Origin of the sequence: Synechococcus sp. 65AY6A5 (assembly GCF_002760415.1) — a bacterium.
In the GTDB taxonomy this organism is placed as follows: domain Bacteria; phylum Cyanobacteriota; class Cyanobacteriia; order Thermostichales; family Thermostichaceae; genus Thermostichus.
Map to the genome: position 1 here is coordinate 59,780 of NZ_AXUW01000002.1, position 17,195 is coordinate 76,974.

16 protein-coding genes are annotated in these 17,195 nt (G+C 61.8%); 6 read left to right on the forward strand and 10 right to left on the reverse strand.

What is annotated here, in order from left to right:
* Positions 1–5: 5 nt before the first annotated feature.
* Both SYN65AY6A5_RS12015 and bioB read right to left on the reverse strand, forming a co-directional pair.
* Complete coding sequence (locus SYN65AY6A5_RS12015) at positions 6–2,087, reverse strand: ATP-binding protein (RefSeq protein ID WP_240531055.1); 2,082 nt, start codon at positions 2,085–2,087, stop codon at positions 6–8.
* Between the two features lie 132 nt (positions 2,088–2,219).
* A complete protein-coding gene (gene bioB / locus SYN65AY6A5_RS12020; protein ID WP_011431441.1) occupies positions 2,220–3,152 on the reverse strand; it encodes a biotin synthase BioB in 933 nt (310 codons plus the stop codon).
* Positions 3,153–3,276: 124 nt separating this feature from the next.
* On the opposite strand from bioB, the gene SYN65AY6A5_RS12025 reads away from it, so the two are divergent.
* Positions 3,277–4,272: a deoxyhypusine synthase family protein gene (locus SYN65AY6A5_RS12025; protein WP_011431440.1), complete on the forward strand. Its 996-nt coding sequence runs from the start codon at positions 3,277–3,279 to the stop codon at positions 4,270–4,272.
* 7 nt (positions 4,273–4,279) lie between these two features.
* Here SYN65AY6A5_RS12025 and SYN65AY6A5_RS12030 read toward each other — a convergent pair whose 3' ends face one another.
* From SYN65AY6A5_RS12030 to SYN65AY6A5_RS12040, 3 genes are read right to left on the reverse strand one after another with little or no spacing between them, the layout of a single operon-like run.
* Positions 4,280–4,840 (reverse strand): ankyrin repeat domain-containing protein, encoded by a 561-nt coding sequence (locus tag SYN65AY6A5_RS12030; protein ID WP_011431439.1) that lies wholly within the window; start codon positions 4,838–4,840, stop codon positions 4,280–4,282.
* 4 nt (positions 4,841–4,844) lie between these two features.
* Positions 4,845–5,633, reverse strand: coding sequence for an MBL fold metallo-hydrolase (locus tag SYN65AY6A5_RS12035; protein ID WP_099812738.1), 789 nt, complete (start codon positions 5,631–5,633; stop codon positions 4,845–4,847).
* On the reverse strand, positions 5,630–6,265 hold the full coding sequence (locus SYN65AY6A5_RS12040) for an aminodeoxychorismate/anthranilate synthase component II (RefSeq protein ID WP_099813308.1): 636 nt from the start codon (positions 6,263–6,265) through the stop codon (positions 5,630–5,632). Before SYN65AY6A5_RS12040 ends, SYN65AY6A5_RS12035 begins: the two co-directional genes overlap by 4 nt.
* A gap of 159 nt (positions 6,266–6,424) precedes the next feature.
* On the opposite strand from SYN65AY6A5_RS12040, the gene SYN65AY6A5_RS12045 reads away from it, so the two are divergent.
* The 4 genes from SYN65AY6A5_RS12045 (at position 6,425) to rsmD (ending at position 11,624) form a co-directional block, all read left to right on the forward strand.
* On the forward strand, positions 6,425–8,836 hold the full coding sequence (locus SYN65AY6A5_RS12045) for a DEAD/DEAH box helicase (RefSeq protein WP_099884663.1): 2,412 nt from the start codon (positions 6,425–6,427) through the stop codon (positions 8,834–8,836).
* A 515-nt stretch (positions 8,837–9,351) separates the two neighbouring features.
* Positions 9,352–10,116: a HEAT repeat domain-containing protein gene (locus SYN65AY6A5_RS12050; RefSeq protein WP_228375357.1), complete on the forward strand. Its 765-nt coding sequence runs from the start codon at positions 9,352–9,354 to the stop codon at positions 10,114–10,116.
* Between the two features lie 60 nt (positions 10,117–10,176).
* Positions 10,177–11,067, forward strand: a complete 891-nt coding sequence (locus SYN65AY6A5_RS12055) for a Sll0314/Alr1548 family TPR repeat-containing protein (protein WP_011431434.1) — start codon at positions 10,177–10,179, stop codon at positions 11,065–11,067.
* A gap of 5 nt (positions 11,068–11,072) precedes the next feature.
* A complete protein-coding gene (rsmD, locus tag SYN65AY6A5_RS12060; RefSeq protein WP_011431433.1) occupies positions 11,073–11,624 on the forward strand; it encodes a 16S rRNA (guanine(966)-N(2))-methyltransferase RsmD in 552 nt (183 codons plus the stop codon).
* Here rsmD and SYN65AY6A5_RS12065 read toward each other — a convergent pair.
* Both SYN65AY6A5_RS12065 and glgA read right to left on the reverse strand, forming a co-directional pair.
* Positions 11,621–12,238, reverse strand: a complete 618-nt coding sequence (locus tag SYN65AY6A5_RS12065; protein WP_011431432.1) for a hypothetical protein — start codon at positions 12,236–12,238, stop codon at positions 11,621–11,623. The genes rsmD and SYN65AY6A5_RS12065 overlap by 4 nt on opposite strands.
* A gap of 126 nt (positions 12,239–12,364) precedes the next feature.
* The gene (gene glgA / locus SYN65AY6A5_RS12070; protein WP_240527885.1) at positions 12,365–13,759 is read right to left on the reverse strand and encodes a glycogen synthase GlgA; all 1,395 of its coding nucleotides are present in this window, start codon (positions 13,757–13,759) and stop codon (positions 12,365–12,367) included.
* 304 nt (positions 13,760–14,063) lie between these two features.
* Between glgA and psbD the strand changes: the two genes are divergently transcribed.
* Positions 14,064–15,122 carry a photosystem II D2 protein (photosystem q(a) protein) gene (psbD, locus tag SYN65AY6A5_RS12075; protein ID WP_011431157.1) on the forward strand — a complete coding sequence of 353 codons (1,059 nt, stop codon included), beginning with the start codon at positions 14,064–14,066 and terminating at the stop codon, positions 15,120–15,122.
* A 77-nt stretch (positions 15,123–15,199) separates the two neighbouring features.
* Here the strand turns inward: psbD and SYN65AY6A5_RS12080 are convergent, their stop codons facing one another.
* The 3 genes from SYN65AY6A5_RS12080 to SYN65AY6A5_RS14525 form a co-directional block, all read right to left on the reverse strand.
* Positions 15,200–15,769: a shikimate kinase gene (locus SYN65AY6A5_RS12080; protein WP_011431430.1), complete on the reverse strand. Its 570-nt coding sequence runs from the start codon at positions 15,767–15,769 to the stop codon at positions 15,200–15,202.
* Positions 15,770–15,795: 26 nt separating this feature from the next.
* The gene (locus SYN65AY6A5_RS12085; protein WP_011431429.1) at positions 15,796–16,431 is read right to left on the reverse strand and encodes a riboflavin synthase; all 636 of its coding nucleotides are present in this window, start codon (positions 16,429–16,431) and stop codon (positions 15,796–15,798) included.
* A 25-nt stretch (positions 16,432–16,456) separates the two neighbouring features.
* Positions 16,457–17,195: response regulator (locus SYN65AY6A5_RS14525; RefSeq protein WP_240531056.1), on the reverse strand; the 739-nt coding region annotated here is incomplete at its 5' end.

The window sequence follows — 17,195 nt, forward strand, 5'->3', positions numbered from 1 at the left end:
GCTCCTCAAGATTGATGGGTGTGACGGGAGTCCTCCCGCCAGCGGCAACTGGGGGGATCCGTTTCGCCTGGCTGGGCGGCAAACTCCAGCGGCCCGTTTTCGGTGTAGAGGTGCAGGTCGAACCAGAAGGTGGATCCCTGTTCCAGCTTGCTTTCCAGGCAGATGCGGGTGTGGTGTTTCTCCAGGATGTTGCGCACGATGGCCAGGCCCAGGCCGGTGCCCTCCAGGGTGTGGACGCGGTTCTCCACCCGGAAAAAGCGGTCGAAGATCCGCTCCTGATCCTCCGGGGCAATGCCGATGCCCGTATCGGCCACCGCCACCCGCACCGCCTGCGGGGATCCATCCGCCTGCAGGACCGGGTGGGCATGCACCGTCACCAGCCCTCCCGAGGGCGTGAACTTGAGGGCATTGCCCAAGAGATTGGTCATCACTTGCAGCAGCAGATCGTAGTTGCCCCACACCAGGGGCAGATCCGGATCGACGAACTTGCGCAACTGGATCCCTTTGTCGCGGGCTTGCAGGTGGTGGGTGCGCAGGGTTTGCTCGATCACCGCTGCAATATCGACAGCCTCGAAGTGGTACTGTTTCCCCGACTCCAGACGGGACAAATCCAACACATCGTTGACCAGGCGGGTGAGGCGATCGGTTTCGCGGTTGGCAATTTCCAGATAGTCCAGCCGCTCCTCTGGCGACATCTGCTCGCCGTACTCGTAGAGGGTCTCGATGAAGGACTTGATGCTAAAGAGTGGGGTGCGCAGCTCGTGGCTGATGTTGCTGATGAACTGGGCCTTGGCCTCGTTGAGCTCCACCTCGCGGGTGATGTCCTGCACCGTCATCACGATCCCCTTGAGGTTTTGCCGCCGCGGATCCGACACCGGCGACAGCAGGATGCGGATGACGCGCTTGGTGGGGCCGCTGAGGTTGACGCGAATTTCCTCTGCCTCTTGATCCCCGCGGGCAATTTGCATCAGGGGGCGGGCCAACTGCTGCCGCAGATCCTCGGGCAACAGCTCCGGCAAGGGCTTGCCCAAAACAGGCTCGCCCTCCCAGCCGAACATGCGGGAAGCCGCCGGGTTGAGCAAGAGTACGCGAAACTCAGCGTCCAGCAAAATGGCGGCATCGACGATGGAGAAAACCAAAGTCTCCAGCTTGGCCTTGGCGGCGGCCAGTTCTTCGATGTTCTGCTCCTCGTAGCTCTGCAGCCGCTCCGCCATCTCGTTAAAGCTGTCGATGAGCTGGGCCAGCTCTCCCCCAAAGGGCAGGTCGATGCGCTGCTTGAAGTTGCCCTTGGTGATCTCCTGGACGCCCTTGACCAGTGCTTTGATGGGGTAAGTAATGGTGAGGGCGTTGACCACGGCTCCCAGGATGGCCAGAACCCACACCGCCAAGAACACTCCAATCGCGACCTCCCGCGCCAGTTGCGTCGAGCGCACGAGGGCGGGGTTGGGGTTGATGCCAAGGCCGAGGGTGCCCAAAAAGCGGCCCTGATGATAGATGCCGACAAAAATGTCCGTCACCCGCCCGGCAGGGGTGAGGTGGGTGCGCACCAGCGGCTGACCCTCGGCAGGCGGGCGGTTGTCCGGCAGTTGGATGCGACGGGTAAGGCTGAGGGAGGTTTTCACCTCCTGGTTGGAAAACGGGATCCCGTAGTAGATGTTCCCCTCCGGGTCGGCATAGAGCAAATAGCGAATGCTGCTGGTGCTCTCAAAATATTGCCGCGACAGCTGGGCCACTTCGCCAATGCGATCTTCTGCGATCAGGGGGGCGACATTGGCCGCCAACAGCAGCCCCAGATCCCGGCCAAAGCGGGCTTCGTTAAAGCGCGCATCCTGCTGCACGGTGCTGACGGCCCAGAAGGTGAAGCTGCTCACCACCAGCGAGACCACCAGCGTGGCCACAAAGAGCAACTGGGTCTCCAGGCGCAGCTTTTGTTTCCAGCGAGACCACCAGCGCCGCAGGGATCCCCAAAAGAACCCCCCCCTTGACGGCTCCCCAGTCTCCCCCGGCAAGGGCTGGGGAGGAGAAGCAGCAGCCGCCTCAGGGGATTGGACTTCGGCAAGGGGCTCGGCAGTGCTGACAGGAGACATGAACCCGACGTGACAACCCTGAAGAACACTGTCGCCACCATTCTGGCATGGCTGCCGACAGGGTTAAGAGGGTTCGATTTTCTGCAAAGATTGTTACAAGCAGGGATCCCGAAAGGGCAAGGGGAGATGCCTCTACAGAGGTTGCAGGCCCAGCTTCTCGAGCAAAGCCGCATCGGCAGCCTGGCCCGGATTGGGCGTGGTCAGCAACCTTTCCCCGGTGAAGATGGAGTTGGCCCCCGCCAAGAAGCACAACGCCTGCTCGCTCTCGGACAGGTTTTTTCGCCCTGCCGAGAGCCGGATCTGGGCGGTGGGCAGCAGCAGGCGGGCCGTGGCGATGGTGCGCACCAGCAGCAGCGGATCGGGCGGGGGAAGCTGGCCTAGGGGCGTGCCGGCCACGGGAACCAAAGCGTTGATGGGCACTGAAGTGGGGGGCGGCGTCAGGTTGGCCAGAACGTGCAGCAGGCCGATGCGGTCTTCGTCGCTTTCCCCAAGGCCGACAATGCCGCCACAGCAGATCTGCAGGCCGGCTGCCGCCACATGGGCCAGTGTCTCCAGGCGATCCCGATAGGTGCGCGTCGTGATGATGCGGGGGTAGAACGCCGGCGAGGTGTCCAGATTGTGGTTGTAGGCCGTCAGACCCGCCGCCGCCAATTGCTGCGCCTGGGCAGCCGACACCATCCCCAGGGTGACACAGGCTTCCATCCCCAGCTTGCGCACCAGGCGCACCATCTCCAACACCCGCTCAAACGCCTCCCCTGCCGGGGCCGACCGCCAGGCAGCGCCCATACACAGCCGGGTGGCGCCGGCCCTTTGGGCGGCCATGGCCTGCTGACGCAGCGACTCCAGCGAGATCAAGGGGTAGGTCTCGATCCCTGTCGAGTAGCGGGCGCTTTGGGGGCAATAGGCGCAGTCTTCCGGGCAGCGGCCCGACTTGATGTTGACCAGGGCGCAGAGTTGAACCCGGCCAGGCGGATGGTGCTGCCGATGCACCGTTTGCGCCTCGTACACCAACTGCAGCAGCGGCCGATAGTAGATCTCGCGAACGTACTCTAGAGCAATGGCCATGCCGGCAATGTCCAAAACAAAAGGTTGAAGGGATCCCTAAAAGCTTGCCAGCGCTCTTAGGTTTGGCTATGATACGAAGTCTGTGCCTTGGGAAGGCGAACCCGCCTTGCTTAGAAACCCAACCATGATAACCGCAGAAGCAGTGGCCAAAGGTCCTATCAGCCAATTTCTTAAGCATCACTTTCGCCACTTCAACGCCGCCGCCCTGGTGGATGCCGCCAAGGGCTACGCTGCTCACCTGGAGAAAGGCGGCAAGATGATGGTGACCCTGGCCGGCGCCATGAGCACGGCAGAGCTGGGCCTTTCTCTGGCCGAGATGATTCGGCAGAACAAGGTGCACGCCATCTCCTGCACCGGCGCCAACCTGGAGGAAGACATCTTTAACCTCATCGCCCACGACTTCTACGAGCGGGTGCCCCACTACCGCGATCTCAGCCCGCAGCAGGAGCAGGAGCTGCTGGAGCGGCACCTGAACCGGGTAACCGATACCTGCATTCCCGAAGAAGAGGCGATGCGGCGCCTGGAAAAAGCTCTGCTGGAAGAGTGGACGGCTGCCGATCAGGCGGGGGAGCGCTACTTCCCGCACGAGTTCATCTACCGCATCCTGCGCAGCGGCCGGCTGGAGCCCTACTACCAGATCAATCCGCGGGATTCTTGGGTCTATGCGGCCATGGAGGCCGACTTGCCCATCTACGTACCGGGCTGGGAGGACTCCACCACCGGCAACATGTACGCTGCCCACTGCATCAGCGGCGAGATCCGCCATGTCCATACCGTCCGCACGGGCATCGAGTACATGATCCACCTGGCGGACTGGTACACGCGCACCTCGGCAGAGTGCTCCATCGGCTTCTTCCAAATTGGCGGCGGCATTGCCGGGGATTTTCCCATCTGCGTAGTGCCCATGCTGCACCAAGACCTGGGCCGCAAGGGGATCCCTCTGTGGGGCTATTTCTGCCAGATCAGCGACTCCACCACCAGCTACGGCTCCTACTCGGGGGCGGTGCCCAACGAGAAGATCACCTGGGGCAAGTTAGGGGTCGACACGCCCAAGTTCGTCATCGAGTCGGATGCCACCATCGTGGCGCCTTTGATCTTCGCCTGGGTGCTGGGGTGGTAGGGCTGGCTCAGGGATTGTCCTTATGGTTGGGGCGGGGCCATTGGGAAAGCAGAATCGCCGCTTCCCAGCGGCGCATGTCCTGGGCAATTTGCAAAGGGGTGAGGCCGTAGCCGTCCGGCTCGTCGATCTCAGAGCCATGTTCCAGCAGCAGCCGCACCACTTCAGGGTTGCCCGACCAAGCGGCAAAATGCAGGGCCAAGCCGCCGGCCCCGAAGCAGGCGTTGACGTCAGCCCCTCCCTCCAGCAAGGCTTGGGTGACCTCAGCGTTGCCCAGGCGGGCAGCCTGGTGCAGGGGGCTGGCCCCGCCGCGATCCAACCGGTTGGGATCCGCCCCGGCAGCCAGCAAAAGGCGGGTGTTGAGGCCGCTTTCTACGAAGAACAGAGCCGTCTTGCCCCGCTCCTCAACGGCGTTGGCGTCTTTCCCCAGCCAGAGGGCCAACTGCAGCCGCAGCGGGTTGGCAGTGGCCAGAGCCTGGGGATCTGCCGGCAAGCTGTACCCATAGAGCCCCAGACCGCCTAGCAGCAGGGATCCCAACCCGACACCTACAGCCCACCGCCTGCGCCTCATGGCCCTACTCCTCAAAGAACAGGATGGCGATCCCTTGGCTGGGCAGGGCCTGGGCCGAGAGCAGCAAGGGGTTGCTGAGGGCAGGTTGCGCGGCAGCGGCGGGAAAGAGGCGCAAAAACGCTTCTAGAGGCTGCAGCTCGCACTGGGACTCCTCGGCGGCGGCGGTGCGGTACATAGTCGGGATGACCAACTTGGGCTGCAGCGCTTCGATGGCCGCCTTGGCCGCGGCGGGATCGTAGTTTTTCGGCCCACCCCCCACCGGCACCAGCAACAGGTCAGGGCGAGCCAGCAGGATGGACTGTTCCCGGCCAATGGGCTGCAGTGCCCCTCCCAAATGGACAATGTCGATCCCGGCCATGCGCCAGCGCCAGCCCACGTTGAGGCCAAAGCGGGGGCCCCGCGGCATGCGCACCCCCTGCACGCGGATCCCGTCGATGAAGTAGTCCCCCGGCTGAAACAGCACCCTGGGGTTGCCCGGCACCACGTCCAAAGCCCCTTCGTCCAGGAGACGGCTGCTGAGCAGCACCAGATCGGCAGCAACGCTGGGAGCAGGGTAGCCGGCTGTACAGCCCGCCGGGCGGAAGGGGTTGACCAGAAAGCGCTTGCCCTCCCCCTCAAACAAAACGCAACTGTGGTGCAGCCAGGTCAGCTGCAGGCCCTGGGCGCTGGAGCCGGGGGTAAACTCCAGGGATCCCCCTGGAGAAGGATCAGTTTGCGCCCTTGCCCATTGACCCCCTGCGGCAAGGGATCCCAGCAAGCTGGCGCTGGCTTGCAAAAGTTGGCGACGCTTCATCGGGTGGGGATCCTTGACACAACCCCGGCAGCCGCCGGCTGGAGCAATCCCGAGGTAGGGATCTGGGCCAAGCGCAGGAAGTTGCTCAGCAGGCGTTTGCCCTCCGCGGTCAAAATGCTCTCCGGGTGGAACTGCACGCCCTGTACATGAAGATAGCGGCGGTGGCGGATCCCCATAATGATGCCGTCCTGAGTTTGGGCCGTCACCTCTAGTTCGTCAGGACAGGTGGAAGCCTCAATCACCAAGCTGTGGTAGCGGGTTGCAACAAAAGGCTGGCTCAGCCCCTCAAACACTCCCACCCCTCGATGATAGATGAGGGAAGTCTTGCCGTGCATCAGCTCAGGTGCGCGCACGATCCGACCGCCGTAGACCTGTCCAATGCACTGGTGACCCAGACAGACGCCCAAAATCGGCAGCTCCGGCCCCAGCTCGCGGATCAACTCCAGCGAGATGCCGGCATCTTCGGGCCGTCCTGGCCCTGGAGAAATGACAACCGCCTGGGGACGCATCTGGCGCAGCTGGGCCACTGAAATCTCGTCATTGCGAAAAACTCGTACCCCTGCGCCTAGCTCCCCCAGGTATTGCACCAGGTTGTAGGTGAAGCTGTCGTAGTTGTCGATAACAACCAGCACGATGGTACCCGGCAACGGCACCCCATTTTAGCATTGCCCAGGCTTCAGGGCCCGCAACCCGGAGCCAACACCCAAGTCAAGCTTGTATCCTGGGAGGTATAGCACACAAGCAGCAGCAAGGTGGCTAGCTTTTAGGTTGTTTTTGATTTTTCAGATCCCATGAACTTGCTTCTCTCTCCGGCGACCGACTTGCTGGACGAGTTGCGCAGGCTTTTCCCTTTTGAGCTGGATGAGTTTCAGATCCAAGCGATTCAAGCTCTGGCCGCTGGGGAATCGGTGGTGGTCTGTGCGCCTACAGGATCCGGCAAGACCCTGATTGGAGAGTATGCCATCCACCGGGCCTTGTCCCAAGGCAAGCGGGTTTTCTACACAACCCCTCTGAAGGCTCTTTCCAACCAAAAGTTTCGCGATTTCAGCCAGCAATTCGGCCCGGAGCGGGTTGGCCTCCTCACCGGCGACATCTCCATCAACCGGGAAGCGCCGATCTTGGTGATGACCACCGAGATCTTCCGCAATATGCTCTACGGCACGCCGCTCTCTCTGGCTGTCCAGCGCGGGCCCTACGGCAGCGAGAGGGATGCGTGGGAAGAGGCGGAGGCTCTAAGCCGGGATCCCTTGCGGGACGTGCAGGCGGTGATCCTGGACGAATGCCACTACATGAACGACCAACAGCGGGGCACTGTCTGGGAAGAGGCAATTATCTACTGCCCTGCCCACATCCAGCTTGTTGCCCTCTCGGCCACCCTGGCCAACAGCGACCAGCTTACCGACTGGATGAACCAGGTGCATGGCCCCACGCGACTGGTCGATTCCAGCCATCGCCCAGTGCCGCTGCAATTTCACTTTGCCAATCGCAAAGGGCTGTTCCCCCTGCTGGAGCAAACCGAGTCAGGCCAGTGGGTTTGCAATCGCCGCCTGAGAAGCAAGCCCTCCAAGTCAGGCCAGGCTCCCTACGGAGAAGTACCGGATATGGCCCAGGTGGTGGAAAACCTGCGCCGACGGGATATGCTGCCGGCCATCTATTTCATCTTCAGCCGCAAGGGCTGTGACCTGGCGGTGGCCAGTTTGGGAAACTTGGACTTAATTAGCTCTGAAGAAGAGCGGCGGCAGTTGGCCGAGCAGATCGACCGTTTCTGCCAGGAAATGCCAGAGGCAGTGCGCCGGGATCAACTGGATGCCCTCTACCGGGGGATTGCCGCCCACCATGCCGGCATGTTGCCCGCCTGGAAGGGCCTGGTCGAGCACCTGTTTCAGCAGGGGCTGGTGAAGCTAGTTTTTGCCACCGAGACGCTGGCTGCCGGGATCAACATGCCCGCCCGCACGACCGTGATTTCCTCCCTCTCCAAGCGCACCGACGACGGCCATCGCCTCCTGACTGCCTCTGAGTTTATGCAAATGTCGGGCCGGGCCGGACGACGGGGCAAAGATGTGATCGGGCATGTGGTGACCTTGCAATCTCCCTTTGAAGGGGCGCAAGAGGCGGCGCGGCTGGCCACGGCAGGAGCAGATCCCCTGGTGAGCCAGTTTACTCCCACCTATGGCATGGTGCTGAACCTGCTGCAAAAGCATTCTCTGGAGGCGGCGCGGGATCTCATCAACCGCAGCTTTGGCCAGTATTTGCTCTCGCTGCAAAAGCTGCCCGAACAACAGGAGCTCCAGCGCACTCGCGCCGAGCTGGAGGAAATTGACCGCCTCCTGGAGGGGATTTCCGACGAAGATATCGCCCGCTACGAGAAAATGCAGGCGCAACGGCGGGAAGAGCGGCGCATCTTGCGCTACCTGCTCAAACAGCGAGAAGCCGAGCCGGATCCCACCCTGCGCCTATTGGCCTTTCCCCACATCCAAGCCCAAGAGGAGAAAATCCGCGCCCTAGAAGCCCGCATCCGCGTCAACCCTGCCCACAGGGTTGGGAAAAAGCTGCTGGGTTTACAGGAAAAGCGCCAGCGCCTGCGCAAGCGTCTGCAGCACCTGGAGCGGCAAAGCGACTCGGTACAGGAGTTGCGCTGGCAGCAATTTATGGCCTTGGTGGGGGTGTTGCAGGAGTTCGACTGTTTGCGGGAGTATCAACCTACCGCCAGCGGAGAGGTGGTAGCCGCTCTGCGGGGAGATAACGAGCTCTGGCTGGCGCTGGCTTTGCTATCTGGCGAATGTCTAGGCTGTGCTCCCCATCACTTCGCTGGGGTGATCGCTGCCCTGGTGGCCGAGCCTCCCCGTTCGGGTACCTACAGCCGGCTGCGTACTTCCGGGCTAGTCGAGGATGTGCTGCATGGCTTACGAGGCTTGCGGCGGCAACTGTTCCGCAGCCAGCGGCAACACCAGGTGTTTCACGTGCCGATTGGGTTTGAGCCTGGCTTGGCCGGGATCGTGGAACACTGGGCGCAAGGGATCCCTTGGGAACAGCTAGAGGCCAGCACCAACCTGGATGCTGGGGATATTGTGCGCCTGATTCGCCGCACGCTGGATTTGCTCTCCCAGATTCCCTACATACCCCATCTGCCAGCCGAGTTGCGGGAAAACGCTCGCAAAGCCCAAAAACTGCTGGATCGCTTCCCGGTAAGCGAGCTGATCTGAGCGTAGATTGTAAGGAATCTGCCAGGATTCGGTTGCCCCTGGGAATCCTCTGTTTGGGGAACTGGAAGTGGACAAGACAGGTTGTTTTGTCCGTCCAGCCAACTGCGTAGGGCCCACAGTCTGCTGGCGCAAACGCGATGCTGCTCCGGCGGGAAATGCCGCCGGGCCGAAAATTGCTTCGTTGCCAGAAAGATCGCTTAGAGAAGGATGACGATCTCGATGCAGCGCTGAACGGTGCTCGGCTGTGCTCAGTACCCGGTGTTCCTAGGTCTTTCGGAGCGGATTATGCTCCCGCCTGCCTAAGGTGCGGGCGGCTGTCTATGGGGGGGTCACCACCGAGCGCTTCACCGCAGCCATGGCTTGCTTCCGCGCTGCGCTTTTTCGCTCGAGAGCGGGTGGTGGGGGGCCGAGGCTTTTGTTATCCTGTCGCTTAACGGATGCAAGCACGAGTCCCTAGATTGCTGTGTCAGGGAGATTTGGCTCCATTGGCAGGCTCGGAGAGAGGATGGGATCTGATGTTTACTTGGCTCTGGACGAAACACTTTTCTCGCCTAAACCAGAGGCTGCAAAGCTTGGAGGTGGCCCGCGAGGAAAACCTTCTGTCTCCTGATCTGAGCGCCCAAACTCTGCAGGTGGCCCCTGACTTTTGGGAGCGGCAGCACCAGGCTTTCGTCTACCTGGATAAGCAGATGCGAAAGCTCAGCCGTCGCAGCAAGATTTGGGGCGGGATGGCACTGCTGGCTGTTTTGGCCGATGCTGCTTTGGTGGTTGCCGGCTTGGCGATGCTCCAGTCTTGGCAACAGATGCGGGCCGACCAAAACCTTGCTCGCATTGTCCAACAGGCTGCGGCTGCTGACCCTGTACAGCAAGCCTTTGACAACCTGGTGGCCCAATTGCCGCATATGAACGAGGCAGAGCGGTATCATGCCCTAGAGGCGTTGCAGGCCCTTTCGGCCATCGCCATGGCGGGCCGGGGCTCCTACGGCTACTCTCCTGGCATCTCTGTGTACGGCTCTGTTCCTACAGCTGCGACAACCCCTCTTGAGGCCCAACTGCAAACCATCTATCAGTTGGGTCAAATGCGTGCAGTTGAGGCGGTGCCGGCTTTGCTGACCAAGCTTTCTGACGGCGAACCGGCGGTGCGGGAGGCGGCAGCCCGCGCCCTCGGCCAAATCGGGGATCCGCGCGCCCTGGATCCCTTGCACGCTCTCCTGGCCCACGAGACCAATGAGTTGGTTCAGGACGCAGCCATTGCTGCGATTGCGCAAATGCTGCGCTGAAGAGCAGGTCAAGGACGCGTCGATTCGCTAAAAGTTCGTAGTGGGTGCTGAGGCCAGGGGATGAGAAGCGACAAGTTCGGCAGAGGGGCCAAGCTCGCAGGGATCCTGTGTTGGGTGTGGGGATCCGCCTTGCCGGTTTGGGCGCAGGATCCTTTTCGCAGCGGGGCCAATGCCCGCCCCATCAGCCCTGAGGTGGCTGCGGCGTTTGAGGAGTTTTTCTGCGCAGGCCGCTACACCCAGAGCCGAGAGAAGCTGGAAATAGCCAAGAAAGCTTCCCCCGACGAGCCAATGGTCTATGCCCTGTTGGCGGCGCTGGCCTACCAGGAGGGGGATCTGGATGCTTTTGCCCAGTTGGCCACCCAAACCCGACAAGTGGCTGCCGAGCTGAAAAAGACGGATCCCTTGCGCGGCAACCTGTATGAGGGCGTGGGCTATGGGCTGGAGGCGGCCAACACTGTGGTGCGGGAGGGGGTGGTGATCGGGCTGCCCAAGGCATTGCCCACCCTCAATCAATTGTTTGCGTCCATCCGGGCCGCCCAGGCCGTGGACAGCAGCGACCCAGAGCTGAATCTCCTCAACGGCTATATGGATTTGCTGCTGACCTATCGGGAGAAAGCGTTGAATCAATTTCGCCTGGCAGCGCCTGACTATTTGTCCTACCGCGGCCAAGCCCTGGCCTATCGGGATATGAAACGCTTTGACGAGGCGCTGGAGGCGGTGGAGCGGGCCATTGCTGCTTCCTGCAACAACCCTGAGCTCTACTACCTCAAGGCGCAAATTTTGGTTGCCAAGGGCCAAGACCGGGAGGCAGTTCCCCTTTTCGACCAAGCCCTGCAGGCTGCTGCCCAGTTGCCTGAAGCTTTGGTGGAGCAGATCCAGATGGAACGGGATCGTGCCGCCCAGCGCAGCGGGTTAACCGGCCAGTTGCCTACACCGACTCCCTCCCCCTAACACTAATGGGCCTGCGTATCAGCGGCAAACGAGCGCTGCAGACCCCTGCCGGCCTGGGCACTCGACCCACCCCTGGGCGGGTGAGGCAGGCCCTGTTCAACATCTTGCGGGGGCAGGTGGAGGGCTGTCGCTGGCTGGATCTCTGCTGTGGAGCCGGCACAGTGGGGGCAGAGGCCCTGTGCCATGGGGCGGCCTTTGTGGCCGGGATCGAGATCGCCGCCCCTGCCTGTCGCATCATCCGAGCCAACTGGGCCAAGGTGGCGCAGCCGGGGCAATCTTTCCAGGTCATCCAGGGAGATGCCCGCAAGCTGCTCAGCCGAGGCTTGGGTTTGGATCCCTTTGATTACGTCTACTTTGCTCCCCCCTACGAGGCGGGTCTGTATGCCCCCCTGCTGCCGCTGATCCCGCCCCTCCTCAAGCCAGGCGGAACTTTGATCGTCGAGCACCGCAGCAGCCACGAGCTGCCCGACCAGGTGGGATCCCTGCTGCGCTTTGACCAGCGGGCCTACGGGCAAACAGCGCTGGCTTTCTACCGGCATCTGGGAGAGGAGCGCTAGGGGAAGGGGGTGCTGACGAAGCCGATCTCCAGAAGCTGCTGGTAGGCCTGGGTGCCTAGCTCCCGGGTTGGGGTCTGGCTCTTGATGACCTGAATCAGCCAGGCTACGGCCTCCTCGGGGCGCCCGGCAGCCCGATAGACCACGGCCAGATCGTAGGCAGCCTCATCTCGGGCCTGGGCGGCAACGCGGGCCAGCTCCCGCTGCTCTTCGGAGATGCGGTTTTGGATCCCGGCAAAAGCCCGGGAGAGATCTTGGTGGTAGTTGGAGCGCTGGTTGTAGGCGTTGAACACCTGTTGCAGCAGCTCGATGGCCCGGTCGTAGTTTTGCGCTTGGATGGCGGCATCGGCTTCGGCGGCCAGTTGTTCAGCCCGCAACACGCTGAGGGCATTGTTGGGCTGTTCTAGGGCCCGAAACTGCTGCGGGTTGGGAATGAGCTGCTGGCCAGGGGGCAGCTCTTGAGCCGTGGCCCAGAGAGTCGAGCCGACGCCCAGGACAAGGCCAAGCAACAAGCCGAAAGCCAACCGCGCCCAAGAACGGCGCAGAAAGTTGAGCCCTTGGACAGTGGCGTCTTGGCGCCGACCTTGGCCAATAACAGCGGGACGTCGTCCGAACATTGGCAGGCAGTCCTCAAAACCTCGTTAACCCGTTCTACTTTATCTCACTCTGGGTGCCTCCGCCGCAGCTCAGGGATCCCCTCAGCCAGAAGTTGCTGGGAGGCTGGCTGTTTGGACGGAGTAGAGCTAAGTGGGGGCGGGCTGATTCTCAGAGGAGGTCTTTTCCGGCCTCAGCGGCAAGTTCATAATCAGCTCGTACAGGCGCAGGTATTCCAGCGCCGAGCGCTGCCAACTGAAGTCGGTGGCCATGCCCCGCTTTTGCAGCGCCTGCCAAGTGTCTTTGTGCTGAAAGGCCTCCCAAGCCCGCGCCAAGCAGGTGTAGAAGTCCAGGGCTTCGTAGCGATCAAAGCAGTAGCCCGTACCGATCCCCTTGCTGGGAATGTGATGGCTGACCGTATCCACCAGCCCTCCCGTGCGGCGGGCAATGGGCACACAGCCGTAGCGCATGGCGATCATCTGGCTGATGCCACAGGGCTCAAAGCGGCTGGGCATCAAAAAGACGTCTGCTCCTCCATAGATCAACTGAGCCAGTTGCGGCTGGTAACCCTGTTGATAGGCCATTCTGCCCGGGTGCCGCTCGGCCATCTCCCGGATCCGCCCCTCGTAGTAGGCTTCCCCGCTGCCCAGCAAGACAAATTGTGAATCGCTATAGGCCAAAAAGCGATCCAGGGTTTGGATAAGCAGATCGATCCCCTTTTGTTCCACCAAACGCGCTACCATGCCCATCAAGAACACGTCGGGGTTAACGGTCAAACCCAAGCGAGACTGGAGCGCCGCCTTGTTCACCGCCCGGCCGCTGAGGTCGTCGATGCTGAAGTTGGCCTCGAGAGCGGGATCGGTGCGGGGATCGAACTTCTCGGTGTCGATGCCGTTCAGGATCCCCCGCAGGCGCTCCCCTTTCCAGGCCAGCAGATCCTGGAGGCCCTCTCCATGGAGGCTGGTGCGGATCTCCAGGGCGTAGGTGGGCGAAACCGTATTCACTTGGTCGGCGTAGAGGATCCCGGCAGCCATGGTGTTGTGGGCGGAAAAATACCAGGGCAGCCAGGTCATGCGTTCCAGTTGCCAACGCCAAGGCCCCTGATAGGCCAGGTTGTGGATGGTAAAGACGGTGCCGATGTCGGGAGCCTGGTGCATCCAGGCCGGGATCATGCCGGTGTGCCAGTCGTGGCAGTGGATGATGTTGGGTTTCCAAGGGTAGTAGGTCCAGGCAAATTCAGCCACGGCGTTGGCAAAAAAAGTAAAGCGCCAGAACTCGTCCTCGCCGTAGTAGATGCGGTGGGGAGCAAAACAATAGTGGCTGACCAAGTAGAGGGGCACATCGGTGCCGGGCAAAACGCTTTCGTAAATATCGGCCACCTGCCCCATGACCTGTTTAGACCAGATGGGATCCTTGGAGCGGGGGTATTGCCCCGGTTCCGGGCCGAACTTGTCCCAGAGAAACCCGTACAGGGGCATGATGATGCGCACATCCTGCCCCAGCTTGCGCAAAACGACGGGCAGGGATCCCACCACATCCGCCATACCCCCCACCTTGGCAATGGGGGCAGCCTCCGCCGCTGCAAACAAAATCCTGGCTTGCACCACAATGCCCTCCGTGTTGCGATGACCCTCGTCCTGCTGAGGCAAGCGGATCCCGGCAAAACCCTTCCCATCCTAAAACACAAGGGATCCCTGTGCCGGCCAAGCTGGGGCAGAGCCTCATCCTGAGAAGTGTTGCAATTTATTAATTTTTCGTAAGATAGAAGGGCGGTGCCGCTCAGAAATGCTGGGGGCGGTGCTGCACTGCATTTTTGGTTGGTTGTCTTTTTCTGGAGAAAATTGTCCTATGACCATCGCAGTAGGGCGCGCGCGCCAGGAGCGAGGATGGTTCGACATCGTCGACGACTGGCTCAAGCGCGACAGATTCGTGTTTATCGGCTGGTCGGGGCTGCTGCTGTTTCCTTGCGCCTATTTGGCCCTGGGCGGCTGGCTGACCGGCACCACGTTTGTAACCTCTTGGTACACCCACGGGTTGGCCAGCTCCTACCTGGAGGGGTGCAACTTTTTGACGGTGGCCGTGTCCACCCCCGCCGACAGCATGGGGCACAGCCTGCTGCTGCTGTGGGGCCCGGAAGCCCAGGGGGACTTTACCCGCTGGTGCCAGATTGGCGGGCTGTGGACCTTTGTGGCCTTCCATGGGGCGCTGGGCCTGATTGGCTTTATGCTGCGGCAGTTTGAGATTGCCCGGCTGGTGGGGGTGCGGCCCTACAACGCCATTGCCTTCAGCGCGCCGATTGCCGTGTTTGTGAGCGTGTTTTTGATTTACCCGCTGGGGCAGAGCAGTTGGTTTTTTGCGCCCAGCTTTGGGGTGGCGGCGATTTTCCGGTTTTTGCTGTTTTTCCAGGGGTTCCACAACTGGACGCTGAACCCGTTCCACATGATGGGGGTGGCCGGCGTGTTGGGTGGAGCGCTGCTGTGTGCCATCCATGGGGCGACGGTGGAGAACACGCTCTACAAGGATGGGGAAGCGGCGAGCACGTTCCGGGCATTTGAGCCGACGCAGGCGGAAGAGACGTACTCGATGGTGACGGCGAACCGCTACTGGAGCCAGATTTTTGGGATAGCGTTTTCCAACAAGCGGTGGCTGCACTTTTTCATGTTGTTTGTGCCGGTAACGGGATTGTGGATGTCGAGCATTGGTGTGGTGGGGTTGGCGCTGAACCTGCGGGCGTATGACTTTATCAGTCAGGAGACGCGGGCGGCGGAAGACCCTGAGTTTGAGACGTTCTACACGAAGAACATTTTGCTCAACGAGGGGATTCGGGCCTGGATGGCGCCGCAGGACCAGCCGCACGAGCGCTTTGAGTTCCCCGAGGAAGTCCTGCCCCGCGGCAACGCGCTCTAAGGAATCGTTGCCTGCCCCTTGCCAGGGATCCGCTCCTGGCAAGTCTAGGGATCCCAGAGGTTTGCGGATCCCTTTTTTTATCGGTTGCAAGGCGGCTGGGCTCGCAGGCGGGCGCAAATGGCCTGCCAAACCTGTTCCGCCAACTGGGACGGGCTGGCTTCTGAATGGATGGGCACCCGCACGTCGGCCTGGGCGTAGAAGGGTTCTCGCTCCTGCATCAGCCTCTGCAGGGCAGCTTGGGGATCGGGGGTTTGCAAGAGGGGCCGTTGGCCAGGATCCCGCTTTAGGCGTTGCCAAATGAGCTCAGGGGCCGCATCCAGCCAAACGGTGAGGCCGTGGTGCAGGTAGCTCCAATTTTTGGGCCGCAGCACGATGCCGCCCCCCGTAGCAACCACCAGGCGGGTGTAGCCGCTGAGCTGAGCCAGCACCTGGGTTTCCAGCTCCCGGAAGTGGGCCTCCCCCTGCTCGGCAAAGATCTGGGCAATCGAGCAGCCCGCCACCTGCTCCACCAGGGCATCGGTATCGAAGAAGGGGCGGCGCAACTGGGCGGCCAGCTCAGCTCCCAGGGTGGACTTGCCGCTGGCCATCATGCCAATCAAATAGACGGTCACGCCACGCAGGCGTTCGGCTTCTTCCGGCTGAATCATGAGATGGGCAAAGATCCGCTAGGGACTTAAACGTATCCGTGCTCGGCCAGAAACTCCAGAGAAAGGCCGCTCTCCGGCGGAGCCAGGCCCAACAATTTTTCCACATACTTGCCCAGCATGTCCGCCTCCACGTTCACCGGATCCCCCACCTGCAGCAAGGAGAGGTTGGTCTCGCGGTAGGTCTGCGGGATCACCGCCACCTTGAACCAGCAGCCCCCCTGGCGCACCTCGGCAACGGTCAGGCTGACCCCGTTGACGGCCACGCTGCCTTTGGGCACGATGTAGCGACCGATCTCCGCCGGCACCTTGAAGCTCAGCTCCCAGGCGTTGCCGGTGGCCGCTTGCTCCCACAGTTGTCCCACCCCATCGATATGGCCGCTGACGAAATGCCCCCCCAGCTTGTCTCCCACCCGCAGGGACGGCTCGAGGTTAACGGTGCGCGGGCCGGATCCCTGGCCCCAGACCGAGCGCCGCAGCGTTTCCGGCGAGACATCGGCCAAAAAGCCATCGGGCAGGATCTCCACCACCGTCAGGCAGAGGCCGTCCACTGCCACGCTGTCGCCATAAGCCAACTGCGGCTGTAGCTCTGGACAGATAACCCGTATTTGGGAAGAGGAGATCAACTGAGCTGTACCCAAACTGCGCACCAGACCCGTAAACATAGTTTCGGCCTCCTTGGCCCGCTTTCTAAGCTTTGGCCTGATCCCCAAGGGGGGCAGGGGATCCCCGCCATGGGCTGGGCGGGTTGGTTTTGGCTCCTCGGGGAGAGTAGGGGGTGTGCTCTTGCTGCTGGGCCTGGGCCAAAAGCCGCTCCACCTCGGCGACGAGCTGGCTTTCGCTAAAAGGCTTGGTCAGGTAGCCGGTTGCTCCCGACCACTTGCCGCGGATGCGATCCAGCAAACTATCCCGCGAGGTAACCATCAGGATAGGGAGAGACTTGAACTCTTCCAGGCTACGCACAATGCGGCAGAGTTCTATGCCGTCGATCCCGGGCATGGCGATGTCCATCAACAACAGGTGAGGCCGGTGCTGAAACAAAAGGGGGAGCACCTCGGCGGGGTTGCCCGTTGTGATCACGTGATATTTGGATAGGTACTGCCGCAGGATTTCTTGCATCACGACACTGTCGTCCACCGCCAAGAGGGTTGTGGGAGCGTGGCGCTTAGCCTGCAGCAGTTCTGGGGGCGTTTGCAGGCTCACCAGACCTTTTTTGGCCCAGGCAGCGAAAAGGCCGGCCACCTCCAGCCGATCCCGACACAGCTTCTTGGCAATGGCCTCTAGCGACTGGCCATCTTTGGTGAGGGCGTGTAGCTTTTGCCGCTGTTCGTCGGTAAGGCGATAGCGGTTGACCCGATCCCAGTTGACCACCGGCACCGCCAGCATGGTGGGAACGGCCACCCGCAACTCCGCCCAGCGATCGTGGCGG